18 protein-coding genes are annotated in these 16031 nt (G+C 48.7%); 7 read left to right on the forward strand and 11 right to left on the reverse strand.

Annotated elements, in window-relative coordinates; translation table 11 throughout:
* Nucleotides 1-94 precede the first annotated feature (94 nt).
* From ACO05Z_RS12720 to rsfS, 3 genes are read right to left on the reverse strand one after another with little or no spacing between them, the layout of a single operon-like run.
* The gene (locus ACO05Z_RS12720; RefSeq protein WP_015852362.1) at nt 95-337 is read right to left on the reverse strand and encodes a hypothetical protein; all 243 of its coding nucleotides are present in this window, start codon (nt 335-337) and stop codon (nt 95-97) included.
* A 3-nt stretch (nt 338-340) separates the two neighbouring features.
* On the reverse strand, nt 341-1873 hold the full coding sequence (gene gpmI / locus ACO05Z_RS12725; protein ID WP_421902558.1) for a 2,3-bisphosphoglycerate-independent phosphoglycerate mutase: 1533 nt from the start codon (nt 1871-1873) through the stop codon (nt 341-343).
* Nucleotides 1874-1894: 21 nt separating this feature from the next.
* Nucleotides 1895-2281: a ribosome silencing factor gene (gene rsfS, locus ACO05Z_RS12730; RefSeq protein ID WP_421902559.1), complete on the reverse strand. Its 387-nt coding sequence runs from the start codon at nt 2279-2281 to the stop codon at nt 1895-1897.
* Nucleotides 2282-2779: 498 nt separating this feature from the next.
* Between rsfS and ACO05Z_RS12735 the strand changes: the two genes are divergently transcribed.
* From ACO05Z_RS12735 to ACO05Z_RS12750, 4 genes are all read left to right on the forward strand, one after another.
* Nucleotides 2780-4090 carry a phenylacetate--CoA ligase family protein gene (locus tag ACO05Z_RS12735; protein ID WP_421902560.1) on the forward strand — a complete coding sequence of 437 codons (1311 nt, stop codon included), beginning with the start codon at nt 2780-2782 and terminating at the stop codon, nt 4088-4090.
* Nucleotides 4091-4115: 25 nt separating this feature from the next.
* Nucleotides 4116-4547, forward strand: coding sequence for an ACT domain-containing protein (locus ACO05Z_RS12740; protein WP_421902561.1), 432 nt, complete (start codon nt 4116-4118; stop codon nt 4545-4547).
* Nucleotides 4548-4626: 79 nt separating this feature from the next.
* Complete coding sequence (locus ACO05Z_RS12745; protein WP_421902562.1) at nt 4627-6054, forward strand: RtcB family protein; 1428 nt, start codon at nt 4627-4629, stop codon at nt 6052-6054.
* A gap of 41 nt (nt 6055-6095) precedes the next feature.
* Nucleotides 6096-6440, forward strand: coding sequence for an Hpt domain-containing protein (locus ACO05Z_RS12750; RefSeq protein WP_421902563.1), 345 nt, complete (start codon nt 6096-6098; stop codon nt 6438-6440).
* A 60-nt stretch (nt 6441-6500) separates the two neighbouring features.
* On the opposite strand, the gene ACO05Z_RS12755 is transcribed toward ACO05Z_RS12750, so the two are convergent.
* From ACO05Z_RS12755 to ACO05Z_RS12785, 7 genes are all read right to left on the reverse strand, one after another.
* Nucleotides 6501-8366, reverse strand: a complete 1866-nt coding sequence (locus ACO05Z_RS12755; protein WP_421902564.1) for a potassium transporter Kup — start codon at nt 8364-8366, stop codon at nt 6501-6503.
* 90 nt (nt 8367-8456) lie between these two features.
* Nucleotides 8457-8915 (reverse strand): nuclear transport factor 2 family protein, encoded by a 459-nt coding sequence (locus ACO05Z_RS12760; protein ID WP_421902565.1) that lies wholly within the window; start codon nt 8913-8915, stop codon nt 8457-8459.
* Nucleotides 8916-8982: 67 nt separating this feature from the next.
* Complete coding sequence (locus ACO05Z_RS12765) at nt 8983-9591, reverse strand: adenylyl-sulfate kinase (protein WP_421902566.1); 609 nt, start codon at nt 9589-9591, stop codon at nt 8983-8985.
* Nucleotides 9563-10645 carry a phosphotransferase family protein gene (locus tag ACO05Z_RS12770; protein WP_421902567.1) on the reverse strand — a complete coding sequence of 361 codons (1083 nt, stop codon included), beginning with the start codon at nt 10643-10645 and terminating at the stop codon, nt 9563-9565. Before ACO05Z_RS12770 ends, ACO05Z_RS12765 begins: the two co-directional genes overlap by 29 nt.
* A gap of 157 nt (nt 10646-10802) precedes the next feature.
* Nucleotides 10803-11735: a carbohydrate kinase family protein gene (locus tag ACO05Z_RS12775; RefSeq protein ID WP_421902568.1), complete on the reverse strand. Its 933-nt coding sequence runs from the start codon at nt 11733-11735 to the stop codon at nt 10803-10805.
* 110 nt (nt 11736-11845) lie between these two features.
* Nucleotides 11846-12160, reverse strand: a complete 315-nt coding sequence (gene cutA / locus ACO05Z_RS12780) for a divalent-cation tolerance protein CutA (protein ID WP_421902569.1) — start codon at nt 12158-12160, stop codon at nt 11846-11848.
* Nucleotides 12161-12168: 8 nt separating this feature from the next.
* Nucleotides 12169-12456, reverse strand: coding sequence for a c-type cytochrome (locus tag ACO05Z_RS12785; protein WP_421902570.1), 288 nt, complete (start codon nt 12454-12456; stop codon nt 12169-12171).
* A 133-nt stretch (nt 12457-12589) separates the two neighbouring features.
* On the opposite strand from ACO05Z_RS12785, the gene nth reads away from it, so the two are divergent.
* From nth to ACO05Z_RS12800, 3 genes are read left to right on the forward strand one after another with little or no spacing between them, the layout of a single operon-like run.
* Nucleotides 12590-13252 carry an endonuclease III gene (nth, locus tag ACO05Z_RS12790; RefSeq protein ID WP_421902571.1) on the forward strand — a complete coding sequence of 221 codons (663 nt, stop codon included), beginning with the start codon at nt 12590-12592 and terminating at the stop codon, nt 13250-13252.
* Nucleotides 13252-14388 carry a tRNA guanosine(34) transglycosylase Tgt gene (gene tgt / locus ACO05Z_RS12795; RefSeq protein WP_421902572.1) on the forward strand — a complete coding sequence of 379 codons (1137 nt, stop codon included), beginning with the start codon at nt 13252-13254 and terminating at the stop codon, nt 14386-14388. The genes nth and tgt overlap by 1 nt, the downstream gene beginning before the upstream one ends.
* Complete coding sequence (locus ACO05Z_RS12800; protein WP_421902573.1) at nt 14388-15020, forward strand: YdcF family protein; 633 nt, start codon at nt 14388-14390, stop codon at nt 15018-15020. The genes tgt and ACO05Z_RS12800 overlap by 1 nt, the downstream gene beginning before the upstream one ends.
* Nucleotides 15021-15084: 64 nt before the next feature.
* Here ACO05Z_RS12800 and ACO05Z_RS12805 read toward each other — a convergent pair whose 3' ends face one another.
* Nucleotides 15085-15993 carry a diguanylate cyclase gene (locus ACO05Z_RS12805; protein ID WP_421902574.1) on the reverse strand — a complete coding sequence of 303 codons (909 nt, stop codon included), beginning with the start codon at nt 15991-15993 and terminating at the stop codon, nt 15085-15087.
* Nucleotides 15994-16031: the final 38 nt, after the last annotated feature.

Raw genomic sequence — 16031 nt, forward strand, 5'->3', positions numbered from 1 at the left:
ACCTGAATCAGAAAACTCAGGTCCGCAACAGACACAAAAAAAGAGCTTCCTGCTCACGCAGAAAGCTCTTTTATCACTTAATATTTACTAGAGCCTAAAAAAAATCAGGATCAACAGCGGCCTTGCCGTTCTCAAGCATGGTTTTGTAAAACCTGATGATCTTTTCATCCACCGGAACTATTGGAAAATTCCGGCGGCAGGCATCGCAGGTTGCCATTGCTGGCTGAGTCGGTGCGATGTAAGGCACTTCCCGGCCACAGAACGGGCAGGGAAACATAAAAATTATCTCCATCCCGCTAGGCTTGACCGGAGATAAAGGTTTACGGGATTCAGACATCAATTATCCTTTCAAAAGGTCTTTACCGGTCATTTCTTCGGGAACGGAAATGCCCATGTGATTCAAAATTGTGGGTGCGATGTCGCAAAGCGCCCCTTCTGCTGGAGTCACTCCTTCAAACGCTTCACCGATGAATACCAGCGGTACGTTGTTCAGGCTGTGTGCTGTCTGGGGGCCGCCGTTGGCGTCAATCATTTCCTCGGCATTGCCGTGGTCGGCAGTCAGCATGATCACTCCGCCCTGTGCCTTAACAGCTTCAACAATCTTACCTACGCAAGCATCAACAGTCTCGCACGCCTTGATCGCTGCGGGAATGATGCCGGAATGTCCGACCATGTCGAGGTTGGCAAGGTTGCAGATGCAAAGCGAATACTTCGGCAGTGCCTCTATCAGCTTTTCAGTTACTTCCTCAGCACTCATCTGCGGCTTGAGGTCGTAAGTAGCAACTTCACGCGGAGAAGGCACGAGGATACGATCTTCACCTTCGAAGGGCTCTTCGCGTCCGCCGTTCATGAAATAAGTTACGTGAGCGTATTTCTCAGTCTCGGCAATGCGCAACTGCTTCAGTCCGTTATCCGCAACAACCTCCCCGATGGGGTTGCTGATATTCAGCGGAGGGAAAGCATTGGGGAAAGTGAAATCAGACTCGTACTGAGTCATGGTCACAAAGTCGCAGAGCTCAGGAGTCTTGGGACGATCAAATTCGCTGAAATCTTTCACTGCAAGCACCCGGCAAAGCTGGCGGGCACGGTCTGCACGGAAGTTGAAGAAGAAGACACCGTCGCCGTCCTTGAGGGTTCCGTCAACGCCGGAAACAAGGCGGGGCTTGATGAATTCATCAGTCTCTTCAGCAGCGTAAGCTTCCTCAACTCCCTTGACCGGATCAGAAACTTCCTGACCTTCACCAAGAACCAGAGCCTTGTAGGAAAGCTCGTTGCGCTCGTAGTGCTTGTCACGGTCCATGGAGTAATAACGACCGGAAATAGAGGCCACTTTACCGGCCCCGATTTCAGCCATCTTGTCCACCAGCTGCTGCATGTAGCCTTTACCGCTGGTGGGGGAAGTATCACGGCCATCCATGAACGCATGAACAAAGATTTCCTTGACCCCGGCATCCTTGGCAACTTCAATCAAAGAAAAAAGATGATTTATGTGAGAATGCACACCGCCATCGGAAAGCAGGCCCATGTAGTGCAGACGTCCGTCCACAGCTTTGACATTATCCATGAGATTGCTGATAGCCTCGTTGGCGGCCAGTTCATGCTTCTCAATGGCAATGTCAATGCGGGTCATGTCCTGATAAACAACCCGTCCAGCTCCGATGTTGGTGTGACCTACCTCGGAGTTACCCATGAATCCGTCGGGAAGCCCCACCGCACGGCCAGCACATTTAAGCTGGGTCCGGGGACAGCTTTCCATCAGCCCGTCCAGAACGGGAGTGTTGGCAAGTTTGACTGCGTTGCCTTTACCTTCAGGGGCAATTCCCCAACCGTCCAGAATAAGCAGAACGGAAGGAGCACCGGTTTGTTGAGACATGTTTCTATTCCTTGCGCAGATTTAATCCTGCGGCTTGAGATTTAAATCCATTCTGGTGCCTTCGGACCAGAGACCTTCCACGTTGTAAAAACCGCGGTTATCTTCCTGAAAAATGTGTACGATAATATCGTTCAGATCGAGGAGGATCCAGTCTCCGGTTTTGTAGCCTTCCATACCGAGGTATTCGATATTGTCTTTAGAAAGCTGCTCCAGAACGAAATCAGCCAGAGCCTGTGCATGGCGCACACCTTTTGCTCCTGCAACCATCACCACTTCAGCAATGGGGCAGATTCCCTGTACGTCTACAGCGGAAATTTCACTGGCCTGTTTTTCATCCAACCATTCAGCAACAAGCTGAACTTTATCCTTAGTATCGATCTGTTTAAATTTCTTTTCTTTAGTTTTCATTCTTTTGGTTTAATTAACCGGCGTCTTCCCTTTCGGAAAACGCGCTTGAATTCGGACCGCAAACAGCGGGAATAAAGGGTTTAACACCCCTGCGTGCCGGAGGTCCGTTACTCCCGGCCAGACGCAGTTCTCACATTTCGTCCAAAGTACAATATGATTATATAGAGAATTTACGTCCGCTACGCAATCTATCTATAGCGGACTTTTAAATCATTTTCAATTGTGAAAATTATTTTCGAATACGAACAAAGAATCAACAAATTTCAATGAATTGTTGACGGTGGGCAACCACTTATGCGATATGAATCGCTATGCATAACCACGACTTTTTTTCCTTTTTCTTTTTTTTCTTTTTTAGGACTGAAATATAGTCATCCCGTGGTTATGGAAAAATACACTTACTGAGAGTTTACCGGGCCACGGGCGCAAACCCCGTGGCCTTTTTTTATTTTGTAACTTAAACCCTGTACCGGGATCAGCCATATCAGGAGGCAAGCGATGATCTTCGACGTAGACAAGGAAACAATGCCGAGGGAAGAGCTGGAGGAATTACAGCTCAGACGTCTTAAACAGCTTTGCGAGCGTGTTTATGCCAACGTTCCTTTTTACACCAACAAGTTCAAGGAACTGGGCATCGAACCCAAAGATATCAACTCCCTTTCCGACCTGACCAGACTGCCTTTCACTGAAAAGCAGGACCTGCGTAACCACTACCCCTTCGGCCTTTTTGCTGTTTCCCGCGAGAACATCGTCCGCATTCACTCCTCTTCCGGCACCACCGGTAAAGCGACTGTTGTCGGCTATACCAAGCGTGACATCAAAAACTGGGCGGACCTGATGGCCCGTTCCTTCGCCATTGCCGGCGCTACTCCTGAAGACAGCATCCACAACGCATACGGATATGGCCTGTTCACCGGGGGCCTCGGCGCGCATTACGGTGCTGAAGCACTGGGCGCTACCATCATCCCTGTTTCCGGAGGCGGAACCAGACGCCAGATCATGCTGCTCAAGGATTTCGGCGCGGATGTAATCTGCTGTACTCCCTCCTACGCCCTGTTCCTGCACGAAACAGGCAAGGAAATGGGCATTGATTTCGAGAAACTGCCCCTGCGCATCGGTATTTTCGGTGCCGAGCCCTGGACCGAATCCATGCGCCGCGACATCGAAAACAAACTCAAGATCAAAGCCCTCGACATCTACGGCCTTTCCGAAATCATGGGCCCCGGTGTTGCTATGGAATGTGCCGAGGAACAAAACGGGTTGCACATCATGGAAGACCACTTCCTGCCCGAAATTATCAACCCCGAAACTGGCGAGCATGTAGAACCGGGCGAAGCCGGTGAACTGGTGATCACCACCCTGACCAAGGAAGGCATTCCGCTTATCCGCTACCGCACCCGCGACCTGACCCGGTTGAACTACACCGCCTGCCGCTGCGGCCGCACTTTCGCCCGCATGCAGCGCATCATGGGCCGCAGTGACGACATGCTCATCATCCGCGGCGTAAACGTATTCCCGTCCCAGATCGAGTCCATTCTCATCGAAACCGAAGGCATCTCCCCGCATTACCAGCTGGTAGTTGAACGCGATGGCAACCTCGACATCCTGACCGTAAAAGTCGAAATCTCCGGCGCATCCTTCTCCGATGAAATTAAAAATTTACAGCGTCTCGAAAGAAAGATACAAAAAACTATTAAGGAATTCCTTGGCGTAACTGCCCGAGTCAAACTTGTGGAACCCAAATCCATTGAACGTTCCGTAGGTAAGGCCCAGAGAATTCTCGACCTGCGTAATCAGGACCAGCAATAGAACCTATCAAATGCGAGGAAACACCATGAAATGTGACCAGCTATCCATATTCCTTGAGAACCGTGCCGGAAGACTCGCCGAGGTAACCCGTCTGCTTACCGAAAACAAAGTCAACATCCGCGCCCTCTCCCTTGCCGACACATCTGATTTCGGCATCCTGAGAGTAATCGTATCCGACTTTGATACCGCACAGAAAGTGCTCAAAGACGCGGGCTTCACCGTAGGCAAGACCTCCGTTGTTGCCGTAGAAGTTGACGATCAGCCCGGCGGACTGCACAACCTGCTCGAACTGCTGCGCGGCTCCGGCATCAACGTGGAATACATGTACGCTTTCGTACACCAGTCCGGTTCCAACGCCGTAATCATCTTCCGCTTCGACCGCACTGATCAGGCCATCGAACTGCTCGAGTCCAAGAACATCAGGATGATTCCCAGCGAAGAGCTTTGTAAGCTGTAATAATTTATTACACTAAAACATTTAAGGGAGATTTTAACTTGAAATAGTTAAAATCTCCCTTTTCGTTTATGATTGCAAAATGAATATCAAATTACTCAAACAAGAAGCACCCTGCCGCTGGCGCATGGAAAAATATGACCCCATGCGCGTGGACGGACTTTTCTTCGGCAACAAGGACATCATCCTTGAGCTGGACGACACCACGGTTTCGCAGGTCCGTGATGTGGCCTCGCTTCCGGGTGTGGTCGGTCCGGTCTGCGCTATGCCGGATGCCCATTCAGGTTATGGCTTCCCTATCGGCGGAGTTGGAGCTTTTGATGAGAAACGCGGGGTAATTTCCGCGGGCGGTGTCGGCTTTGATATTTCCTGTGGTGTGCGCACCCTGACTACCGGACTTACTAAGCAGGATTTGATCACTTGCGACGCCAAGCTTGCGGATTTGCTTTTCAAACGTATTCCTTCCGGCGCAGGGGTTGGCGGTGATATTATCCTTGGAGACGACCAGCTTGATGAAATGCTGCTCGGCGGTGCTTCGTGGGCTGTGGGACGGAGATTCGGAAGGCCGGAAGACCTCGGCAGAATTGAGGGTAACGGCAGAAATGATTTCGCTGATCCGGCAAAAGTACCGTTCAAGGCCAAACAGCGTATGCGAAACCAAATGGGCTCGCTGGGCTCCGGCAACCACTATCTGGAAGTGCAGTATGTGGAAGAAATTTATGATAAAGCCAAAGCTGCGGCCTTCGGCATCGGGATTGACGATGTGGTGGTCAGCATCCATTGCGGGTCCCGGGGGCTGGGTCACCAGATAGCCAAGGATTACCTGCCCATGATGGCCAAGGCTGCCCCCGGATTCGGTATTAAACTTCCGCACAAGGATATTGCCTGCGCACCCATAAATTCTGAACTTGGCCGGGACTACCTCGGAGCCATGGGGGCGGGTATCAACTGCGCCCTTGCCAACCGTCAGGTAATTGCCCACCTTGTGCGCGAGTGCTTTGCGGAAATCCTGCCGCAGGCTGATCTGCACCTGCTTTATGATGTCAGCCACAACACCTGCCAGCGTGAAGAATTCAAAATTAACGGCAAAAAGAAAAATCTATGGGTGCACCGCAAAGGCGCAACCCGCGCATTGGGACCGGGGCACCCGGAACTTGGCCAGGAATTCAAAAAACACGGCCAGCCGGTTATCATCGGCGGCAGCATGGGTACGGCTTCCTACATCCTTGCCGGGACAAAAGATTCGGCTGGAATCTCTTTTTCATCCTGCTGCCATGGGGCTGGACGGGTTATGAGCCGCGCCAAAGCCCGCAAAAGCTTCAAGGGCAACAAAATCCAGAAGGAACTTGGCAGACGCGGTATTACCATCCGCACCGGATCATTCAAAGGCATTGCCGAAGAAGCCCCACTTGCCTACAAAGATGTCGATATGATCATCGAATCAACCCAAGCTGCCGGAATAGCTGATAAGGTTGCCAGATTGCGTCCCATTTTATGTATTAAAGGCTGAAAATTGTGGAAATAGATTATGTTTTGGATTAGGTTACTTGGATGGAAAATATTGAAGTAATCAACAAGGATTGGCTGGCTTCCATGGCCTCCACTAAAAAGGAATTCCTGACCAAGCTTTTCGCCGTTTTCCTAAGAGATGAACCTGCACGGGTAATCAAAATCAGGGAAGCTTTTGAAGCCGGACAAATGGATGAACTTAAATACCTTGCCCACTCCCTTAAAGGCGCAGCAGCCACCATGGGAGCAGACAGGGTTCGCGAAGCCTGCCTGCGACTGGAATACAGTGCTCGTGATGGAGACAAGGAACTCTCAAAAAAGAACCTGCATGTTCTGGAAGATGAGATGAAGCTTGTTTACGATTTCATGAGCGAGTTCATTCAATAACCCAATAAATTTGCATTGAAGATTTCATAAAAAAACCGGGGAATCATTTCCCCGGTTTTTTTATATTTTAATCGCTGTACCGATGGTAATCACCTTATCAGCTGGGATACGTAAGTAATCCAATGGGTCTTCAGACACAGAACTGAGCAGGACAAAAATCTTCCGCCGCAGCAGACGCTTTTTATTTTCCTTGTCAAAACGCAAGAGCATTCGTCCTATATAAAAATAGCTGTCCGTACTGCTAAGTCCCAACTGATTCCATGACTGCACCAGAACCAATGACAGATTTGGTTTTTCCATGAAACCGTAATTCACGGTCATCCAGTAGATATTCTTTTCAACATTTTTCAGGGAAATACGTTTGTGCGAATCAAGATAGGGCTCGCTGGAAGTATTCACCCGCAGAAAAACCAGTTTTTCATGAACTACCCGGTTGTTACGCAAGTGCTGTAAAAAAGCATGCGGTATAAATTCAGAAGCGGAAAGAAACACGGCTTCACCGGGGACCTTGGCCAGCATGTACTTCTCAATTTCAGATTCCAGATCAGAAACCTCAAGCCCGCGTTCCTGCAAACGCTTATGTAGCTTGGCCCTGCCCCAAATCCAGACATACATGCCATACGCAATTAACCCGGCCAACAGTATGGGGAACCAGCCACCTCCGGCAATCTTGGTAAAATTAATGATAAAGAAGCCAAGATCGAACAACGCGAAAAATCCAGTCAGCACGGCGGCAAAAATCCACGGACAATTGCGTATTTTGCGCAGGTAAAACCAAAACAGATAAGTGGTAATAACCATGGTTCCGGTAATGGCGATCCCGTAAGCCCCCGCCAGATGCTCCGAACCTTCGAAAGCCAGCACCAGAAAAATACACAGTCCGGCCATGACCCAATTAACCGAGCGCACAAAAACCTGCCCCGGATTTTCTTCCGAAGTCTGCAAAATACGGATACGCGGAATAAACCCGAGATGCACAGCCTGAGCGGTCAATGAAAAGGCCCCGGAAATAATTGCCTGTGAAGCAATAATTGCTGCAAAAGTCGCCAAGGCAACCATGGGCAGCATTAAAAAATCAGGAAAGAGACTGAAGAAGGGATTAATGATTGATTTAGGATTCCCGATCAACATAGCCCCCTGCCCCAGATAGTTGAGCAACAAACTGGGCAGGGCAACGAAATACCATGCAAGTGTGATCGGCCTGCGCCCGAAATGGCCAATATCAGCAAAAAGAGCCTCCCCGCCGGTAACGCAGAGCACAACCGCCCCAAGAACCATGGTTCCGGCCAGACCATTCTTAGCAAAAAAATTCAGTGCATGGTAAGGACTGAAGGCTTGCAGCACCTCCGGATTACCCACAGCGGAAAACAAGCCGAAAGCACCGATCACCGTAAACCAGACAAGCATAACCGGGCCGAACAGCCGCCCGATCTTATCAGTACCGCTACTCTGAAAAGCAAATAGGGCTAATAGAATGGTGCAGGCTATATGCGGGGTGTATTGATGGGCAGCAGTGGTGGCAACATCGAGCCCTTCAATGGCGGAAAGCACGGAAATGGCCGGAGTTATAACCCCATCTCCATAAAGCAATGCCCCGCCGATCATGGCAGCAAAAAGCATAACAGAAGCAGACTTACGCTGCCCCTCATGGCTGACCAGTTCGTAAAGAGCGAAGATACCACCCTCGCCCTCGTTATCCGCAGACATGACGAAGGTAACATATTTCAGGCAGATCACGATTAGTAAAGACCAGATAATCAGGGAAAGCACCCCCAGCACATTGGCCGGGTTGAGTGCAATAGCATGGTGACCGCTGAAGCAGGCTTTCATGGCATAAAGGGGACTGGTACCGATATCACCAAAGACCACTCCCAATGCGCCCATAGCCAACGCAGCCTGACGGCTTTTCTCTTTCTGTTTTATCATAATCTTCCAATGCGGGACTTCGCTGAATAAAAAAGGGGAAAACTATCAAACACAATAGTTTTCCCCTCCATCTGAAACATATTAAATGTACTACCCATTGCGTCCGTAGGTTTCCTTCTCAATGAGCCATTTGCCATCCTTAAGTAAAAACTCGAAGGAAGGGTTAAATTTGCCGCGACTATCATTGCTCCGGTAATCCCAACGCACCTTTATGCTGCATTTATTACCCTCAACCTTAAATTCGGTGATCTTGAACAAACGTAATTTAAAAGAACTTTCCAACCAATAGGATGAACAACGGGGCAGACTTTCACTGAAATTTGCAAACAAGAATTCATCCGTTGATTTACAGGGAAAAGATTTTACCACCGCATTATCAGCATACAAAGCACGGATTGCCTCAAAATCCCGCAGATTGTAAGCATCTTTATAATCAAAAAGGACATCTGTGATCTTGTCCCTGATTTCATCTTCGGCAGCAGCCCCTGCAGATACAGCAGCACAAACAATAACCAGCAACATCAACATTGAGAGCAAAATTTTCTTCACAACAAACACCTTCTGATATGTTTATTTTATGCAACTGCACTTCTTTTAAAACAATTTGAAATAAAAATCAGCAAATCCCGTTCATCCTGCGCCATTTTTGCAGACAGGCCTGCACTTCCTCAAAAGTTTCCTCAGGCGTTCTTCCGGAAGTATCGACAATGCACTCGGCATTATGATCTTCCTGAAATTTAACATCCACTCCAATCACTTCACCAAGATTTATAAATTCTTTCCCGGTGCGCTGCCGCTCAAGAGCCTTTTCATATAACCCAGCCATAACCAGCCCCTGCTGCCGCCCGGACTCACGTTTCATGGCCATATTCACAGGGCAGCGCAGGTACACTTCCGCAAAAAACTCTATCTTCTTACGGGCATCGTTGCGCCAGCACCTTTCATGGGCAGTACCGTCCATAATCACACATCTACCGGACTGCATGATTGAAATAGCATCTTCCACAAAAAGGTTATAGGCCCGCTGTCTTTCGTCGCAGGTGTACTCAGGATTGGGAATATAAATTTTCCGGCGCTCATCCATGCAAAGCAGGACAACCTTCACTCCCTCTGCACGTAATTGTTCGTACAATTTTTTAGCAATGGTGCTCTTACCGCATGAGGGCAAACCGGTAATCCAAATAGCCCAGTTTCTGTTAACGCATATACCTTTCGAATTGGACATAGTCGAAAACCTCATCCTCAAGGACATTTTCAATAAAACGCATCAAAGCATCCCGTACTTCCTGCGGATGATCTGGATACCACACAGGAGAGGCAATGACCAACCCCCTGAACACGAAAAATGGGGCCATGACCTGCAAGACTTCTGTATCCCCGGTCTTTTCAAGATACGTTTCCATATAAGTCATATACAGAGTGCGCAGCTTGCTGGAAAATCTTCCATCCGAATAAAGCCCGAAAAGAATATAATTGGTTGCCATGCAGCAAAGGTCACCGGCAGGCTCCCCCCACTCACCTCGGCTACGGTCCAGCACGCTGAAACCTTCCGGACCGCCCATAAGCACGTTCCATGGATGGAAATCACCATGAACTGCGCAAAGGCGGTGGCTGTAATGAAATAATTTCCAGCGCCAGTCGATCAGCTTCTTCTCAAGATTCATAAAACGGTCTTGTGAAAAAAAATCGCACGGATGCTCAAAAGCCTCATCCACCAGCCCCATGATGCACTCACTGGAACCGATCAAATCACGGATACGGCGCATATACAAATGGGAATCATTCTTTTTCACCGAATGAACCTGAGCCAGCCACCCGGCAAGTTCCGCAGCATTATGTTTATCCTCTTCCCTGAAATACCCATTGCGGATACGATCCAGGTCATTAAAGTAATCATACCCCTGTAACTTCTCGTTGAGGATAAAAAATTCCTGCGGCTCACTGAGAGGACGCATCTCACCACTGCGGCTGATATAACCGATCCCCATAGGCTTCACATGACGTGGCAAGCGTGACGAAGTCTCATATTGAAACATAAGTACCGCTGCCCGGTCCCAATAAAACTGATGCCCGTAATTATCCCCTTTCATGACTGAAATAACGGTTTCCCGCTCCTCGCCATCCACTGAGAACAGCACAAGCAACGGTTTGCCGTATCCGAATTTCTTCATGCCCTGCTTATCCAGTGAGCCGATATCCCCGTAATCCACAAGGACTGCACCAGAGCCGTAGGCCTCTTTTAAATACCCTCCAAGCATGGCAGCGGTTATTTCAATCATGATCCATCCTCCGGGATTTTAATCCAAGGATACAGGAACTGATAACTCACTTACAAACTTTTTTTGACAAAAAATAACACAACCCATTTTGAATAAAAAAACCGGAACCCTGCAAGCAGGATTCCGGCATAACATCAGATTGCGTAAACTTAAAAAATTAAAGTTTACCGAAGTTTTTCTCGTAACGACCCCAGAATTCTTCCTCAGTATAGGAGTGCTCCTGAGTACCGAGCTTTTCAACGCAGTAAACCGCGCTGACAGCACCTACGTGGGCGGCTTCAACAAGAGTCTTGCCCATGGCGAGACCTTTGATCAGACCTGCGCGAAAAGCATCACCTGCTCCGGTAGGATCTTCCACTACTTCAGCCTTGGCAGCGGGAACCTTGGTTTCACCTTCTTTTTCAACAACAAGGCAACCGTGCTCGCCAAGAGTTACGATGATGGAATCGCAGATTTCCATGAGCTCGTCACGGGTCTTGCCTGTGGACTTCATGATCATTTCCAGCTCATAGTCATTGGAAACAAGAATCTTGCAACCGCCGATCATTTCCAGCAGCTGTTCACCGCTGAATGCGGGGATGTTCTGACCCGGATCATAGATAAAAGGAACACCTTTTTCACGGTAAACCTTGGGGAAATTCTGCATGTCATCAAGGTTACCGGGGGAAACAATTGCGAGGGCGTCTGCGGGATTCACTGTGGAAAAATCGTAATCGCAACCGTATTTCATTGCGCCGGGATTGAATCCGGTAATCTGGTTGTCAGATTTATCAGTGGTAATATAGGCACCGGCTGTGAACTCATCATCCACGCGTTTGATGCCTTCACGAGTGATTTTATTATCGTCCAACCATTTTTCATAGCCGTCAAAATCTTTACCGGCGGTACCAAGGATTACGGGCTTTTCATCGAGCATGGAAAGAGCGTAAGCAATGTTTCCGGCTGTGCCGCCGAAACGTTCATCAAGGCCGTCCACCAAGAAACACACGTTAAGCATGTGAATTTTGTCGGGCAGGATATGATCGGCGAAGCTGCCGGGAAAACTCATAATTCTGTCATAGGCCAAAGAACCGGAAACCAATATCTGCATTTTTTTGAACTCCTTAAAATATGATTCGGGCGAAAAATAAAAAAACATACTCCCACCCGGTTTGCGCGGATGAGAGTATGCTTTCTTTAATAGTAAAGTCAACAAACAGGCTAGCCAGTATGGCTCTTCACCCATTCAAAAAATTCATCATTGCCCTGTTTTGACTCAATAGCAACAATTGCAGGACAGTCATAGCTATGAATATTCTTTACCGTCTGGATCAGTTTTTCCACCAGTTCCGGGGGAGTCTTGGCAAGAAGTACAGCTTCCTCGGAACGTTCCAGCTTCCCTTCCCACCAATACATGGATTCCATTTTCTCGAAGATGTTCACACAGGCGGCCAGATGACGCATAATCAGCTCTCCGCCAATCTCACGTGCTTCTTCTACATCACCAGTGGTAATATAAACCAGCATTATGGCCATAAGACCTCCTATTGGCAGACAGGACTCTCACCGGGCTTGGCGCTTGCAAGATAATTACTGATTGCATCCAGTTCGTCAGCTGTAATGGTCATCCCCATTTCAGCCATACGCTGATTGGTTTTCTCCCATGCAGCGAGATCTTTTTTGCCCAATCCCCGACAGACACGTTTCAGACTGTGGCAAGAAGTACACTTGGCGAAAACGAGGCTGGAGCCGTCTGCAGCACCGGATACAGATAAACCAAGACCGGAAATAGTAAAAAGAGCCGCAACTATCAGACTTAATGCTATTTTCATTTTCTATTCCTCCAATTTGGATTTGCATTAAATGATACATGAATTGACATGAACGGCAACATTTATCAGGCTGTTGGCAACATATTCGATGATTGTAAGTTATAAAAAGAAATGATAGCCCACAGCAGACATTATGAAATTGAAAAGCCCAGATAAAAAAACTCTGCAAAGAGCAACCGTCATATATGACCGCCTGATCAAAAGGTATCCGAACCCGGAACCAGAATTGGACTGGTCAAACGCATGGGAACTGATGGTTGCCACTGCTCTTGCCGCCCAGTGCACGGACGTCAGGGTCAACAAGGTTACCCCCGAACTTTTCAGGCGCTGGCCCGGTCCTGCGGAAATGAACAAGGCGGATGTGGCGGACATTGAAGAAGTGATCCGCTCCACCGGACTTTTCCGCAACAAAGCCAAGAACCTGAAAGGTGCAGCAGAAGTAGTCATGAATGAATTCAGCGGTGAAATGCCCCGGACCATGAAAGATATGATTAAACTTCCCGGAGTGGCCCGCAAGACTGCCAACATCGTGCTTTCCAACGCCATGAACGTTCACGAGGGAGTTGCGGTGGATACCCATGTGAAACGGCTTTCATTCAGGATGGGCTTAACCGAAAGCACCAATCCCAATGTCATTGAAAAAGACCTGATGCCGCTTTTCAAACGCGAAAACTGGGGTGATGCAAACCACGTCCTCGTCCTCTATGGACGTGAGATCTGCTCTGCCAGAAGCCCCAAATGCGACATCTGCGAACTTAACGATATTTGCCCTCAAAACGGAATTGAGAAAAAATAATGAGTGAAGAAAAAAAGAAACCCGGAACCTTTACCGTACATGCCACCGACGGCCATGCCCGCCGCGGAACCCTTGTAACCGCCCATGGTGAAATCCAGACTCCGGTCTACATGCCTGTTGGAACACAGGGGGCTGTTAAGGCTGTTTCCCAGCGTGATCTGAAAGAAATCAACTCCCAGATTATTCTTGGTAACACTTACCACCTCTACCTGCGTCCCGGAGATGAATTAATCGCTCGCCGTGGCGGTCTGCACAAATTCGCAAACTGGGACAAGCCCATCCTCACCGACAGTGGCGGATTTCAGGTTTTCAGCCTTGAATCCATCCGCAAGATAACTGAACAGGGCGTGGAATTCCGTTCCTATATTGACGGATCAAAACATTTCTTTTCCCCGGAAAAAGTCATTTCCATCCAGAATAACATCGGCTCCGACATCATGATGGTTCTGGACGAGTGTGTGGGCTACGGTCATGACCGCGACTACACTGCAAAATCCCTTGAAATGACCACCCGCTGGGCTAAGCGTTGTCGCGACGCCTACCCCGTAGGTTCCGGCGACCAGCTCATGTTCGGTATCGTACAGGGCGGATTCCACAAGGACCTGCGCGAAATCTCCCTTGAGCAGCTCCGTGAAATCCCCTTTGAAGGATTCGCTATCGGCGGCTTAAGCGTCGGGGAGCCCATTCCGGACATGTACGACATTCTGCAGCACATCGGTCCCAAGCTGCCAGAAGAGAAACCCCGCTATCTCATGGGCGTAGGAACTCCACTGGATATCCTCGAAGGTATCGCCAACGGTGTGGACATGTTCGACTGCGTGCTGCCCACACGAAACGCCCGTAACGGCACCCTGTATACAAGCCTCGGCAAGGTAAACATCAAACGTGCCCAGTACCGTGAAGATGATTCCCCGCTGGATCCCAACTGTGACTGCTACACCTGCCGCAATTTCAGCAAGGCCTATTTGCGTCACCTGTACACAGCCAAGGAACTGCTCTCCAGCCAGTTGAACTCTATCCACAACCTGCGCTTCTTCCTTAAACTAACCGAGGAAGCACGGGATGCCATTGAAAAAGGGACTTTTGCCGACCTGCGCAAAAAATACGAAGCGGTTTACGAATCGCCGGTCAAATAATGAAAATTGTCAGACCGTTATTAACGCTGACTGGAGCACTGACCGTTGCCGGAATGCTGGCATCGGCAGTGCTCTTTTTCTTTGCCCCGGTCCTGCTTCAGCAAGAGGACGGACTTGAAAAAGCCGACGCCATCGTGGTTCTGGGAGGGCACTACTACCGCCCGGTCTACGCTGCCGATCTGTATAATAAGGGCTACGCACCGTTAATTCTGGCCAGCAAGCCAGTGGTTACTCCAGAAATCGAAGCTGTACGCGAGCTGGATATATACTTCCCTTACCAATGGGAATTATTCCGCGATGTGCTGCTGAAAAAAGGTGTGCCTGCGGACAAGATTGATTTTTTCGGCAAAGCCAACATCAGTACTCTTGATGAAGCTGAAAAGCTGAAGGCAAAACTACCACCACAAATCAAATCCATCATACTGGTGACCTCGCCTATGCATACCCGCCGTGCCGGAATCATTTTCCGCGAAATCCTGCCCCCTGATGTAAAAGTAATAGTGGTCGGAACACCTTATGAAATTACCCCTGATAAATGGTGGACCAACTTCCGTGCCGCCCCATTTGTACTACTGGAAGTAGCCAAGACAATATACTATGAACTTGGCGGGGCTATGAAGAATTCAGAATAGTAAAATAAAAAAAAGACCTTCCGGGAATTCCGGAAGGTCTTTTTAAATTTAATACTCCTGTGGCTTAAACTTTAACGCCGCCAATATGGATACAGTTCCTGCCTGACTCCTTGCTCAAATAAACCTGCTTATCCGCCCTGTCTACAACAGATTCAGCTACTTCGCCTTGTTCGGCAACAGCTCCGCCAAATGACGCTGTGACCGAAATACGCTCGCCTTCGTGGTCCACCCACGAATTCTCAACCAGCATACGTACTCTTTCGGCTAGTACGGCCAAACCTTCCGATTCAATATTTGGAATAAGAATTACAAATTCTTCCCCGCCCCATCGGCATACAACATCAAGAGGCCTCAAGGCTGCCTTCAGTGTTTTTGCAGCCATCTGAAGCACTAAATCCCCCACGTGGTGGCCCCAGGTGTCATTTACATTCTTAAAATGATCCAGATCCACAAAGAGTACACCGAAAGACACATCCTCCTTTTGCAGGGAATCTTCAAGCCTCTCCATGATGATTGAAGCATAGCGGCGGTTGCCGACTTTCGTCAGCTGATCGGTCAGGACTTCTTTTCTAAGCTCTTCCATCTCTCGGAGCATATCCAGATTTTTGCTGTTATCCGTAAAGACCTCTACAGCTCCGACAATCTGTCCATTTTCATCCCTCATAGGCGACGCCCGGACAAAGACAGGTACCCGGTGCCCGAACTTATGATGCATAAAAACATTGGTTTCACGGATTTCGCCATCTTCCATAGTTGCAGCAAGCGGACACCCCTCGATACACAGCTCTATTCCATTTTCATCTACATGCCTTAAAACATTATCAGCACAACTCTTACCTACAACTTCTGTTGCCGAATAACCGCTCAAACGTTCTGCCGCTTTATTCCAATAGGTAACTTTGCGATCCAGATTAGTGAAATAAACTCCGTCAGTGAGTGATTCAAGAACTTCTTTATAAAATTTCCGTTCCACAACTTACTCCATGAAAAAAGAATTAACCCAAAAACAAT

The organism is Maridesulfovibrio sp., from assembly GCF_965230075.1.
Lineage (GTDB): Bacteria > Desulfobacterota > Desulfovibrionia > Desulfovibrionales > Desulfovibrionaceae > Maridesulfovibrio.

Bases quoted from the DNA above. Each gene is read 5' to 3' on its own strand.
- tgt (WP_421902572.1), top strand. From the start codon at position 13,252: ATGAGTGAAGAAAAAAAGAAACCCGGAACCTTTACCGTACATGCCACC.
- ACO05Z_RS12765 (WP_421902566.1), bottom strand. From the start codon at position 9,591: ATGTCCAATTCGAAAGGTATATGCGTTAACAGAAACTGGGCTATTTGG.
- rsfS (WP_421902559.1), bottom strand. From the start codon at position 2,281: ATGAAAACTAAAGAAAAGAAATTTAAACAGATCGATACTAAGGATAAA.
- nth (WP_421902571.1), top strand. From the start codon at position 12,590: ATGAAATTGAAAAGCCCAGATAAAAAAACTCTGCAAAGAGCAACCGTC.
- ACO05Z_RS12720 (WP_015852362.1), bottom strand. From the start codon at position 337: ATGTCTGAATCCCGTAAACCTTTATCTCCGGTCAAGCCTAGCGGGATG.
- ACO05Z_RS12800 (WP_421902573.1), top strand. From the start codon at position 14,388: ATGAAAATTGTCAGACCGTTATTAACGCTGACTGGAGCACTGACCGTT.
- gpmI (WP_421902558.1), bottom strand. From the start codon at position 1,873: ATGTCTCAACAAACCGGTGCTCCTTCCGTTCTGCTTATTCTGGACGGT.
- ACO05Z_RS12785 (WP_421902570.1), bottom strand. From the start codon at position 12,456: ATGAAAATAGCATTAAGTCTGATAGTTGCGGCTCTTTTTACTATTTCC.
- ACO05Z_RS12740 (WP_421902561.1), top strand. From the start codon at position 4,116: ATGAAATGTGACCAGCTATCCATATTCCTTGAGAACCGTGCCGGAAGA.
- ACO05Z_RS12775 (WP_421902568.1), bottom strand. From the start codon at position 11,735: ATGCAGATATTGGTTTCCGGTTCTTTGGCCTATGACAGAATTATGAGT.
- ACO05Z_RS12745 (WP_421902562.1), top strand. From the start codon at position 4,627: ATGAATATCAAATTACTCAAACAAGAAGCACCCTGCCGCTGGCGCATG.
- ACO05Z_RS12755 (WP_421902564.1), bottom strand. From the start codon at position 8,366: ATGATAAAACAGAAAGAGAAAAGCCGTCAGGCTGCGTTGGCTATGGGC.
- ACO05Z_RS12735 (WP_421902560.1), top strand. From the start codon at position 2,780: ATGATCTTCGACGTAGACAAGGAAACAATGCCGAGGGAAGAGCTGGAG.
- ACO05Z_RS12770 (WP_421902567.1), bottom strand. From the start codon at position 10,645: ATGATTGAAATAACCGCTGCCATGCTTGGAGGGTATTTAAAAGAGGCC.
- cutA (WP_421902569.1), bottom strand. From the start codon at position 12,160: ATGGCCATAATGCTGGTTTATATTACCACTGGTGATGTAGAAGAAGCA.
- ACO05Z_RS12750 (WP_421902563.1), top strand. From the start codon at position 6,096: ATGGAAAATATTGAAGTAATCAACAAGGATTGGCTGGCTTCCATGGCC.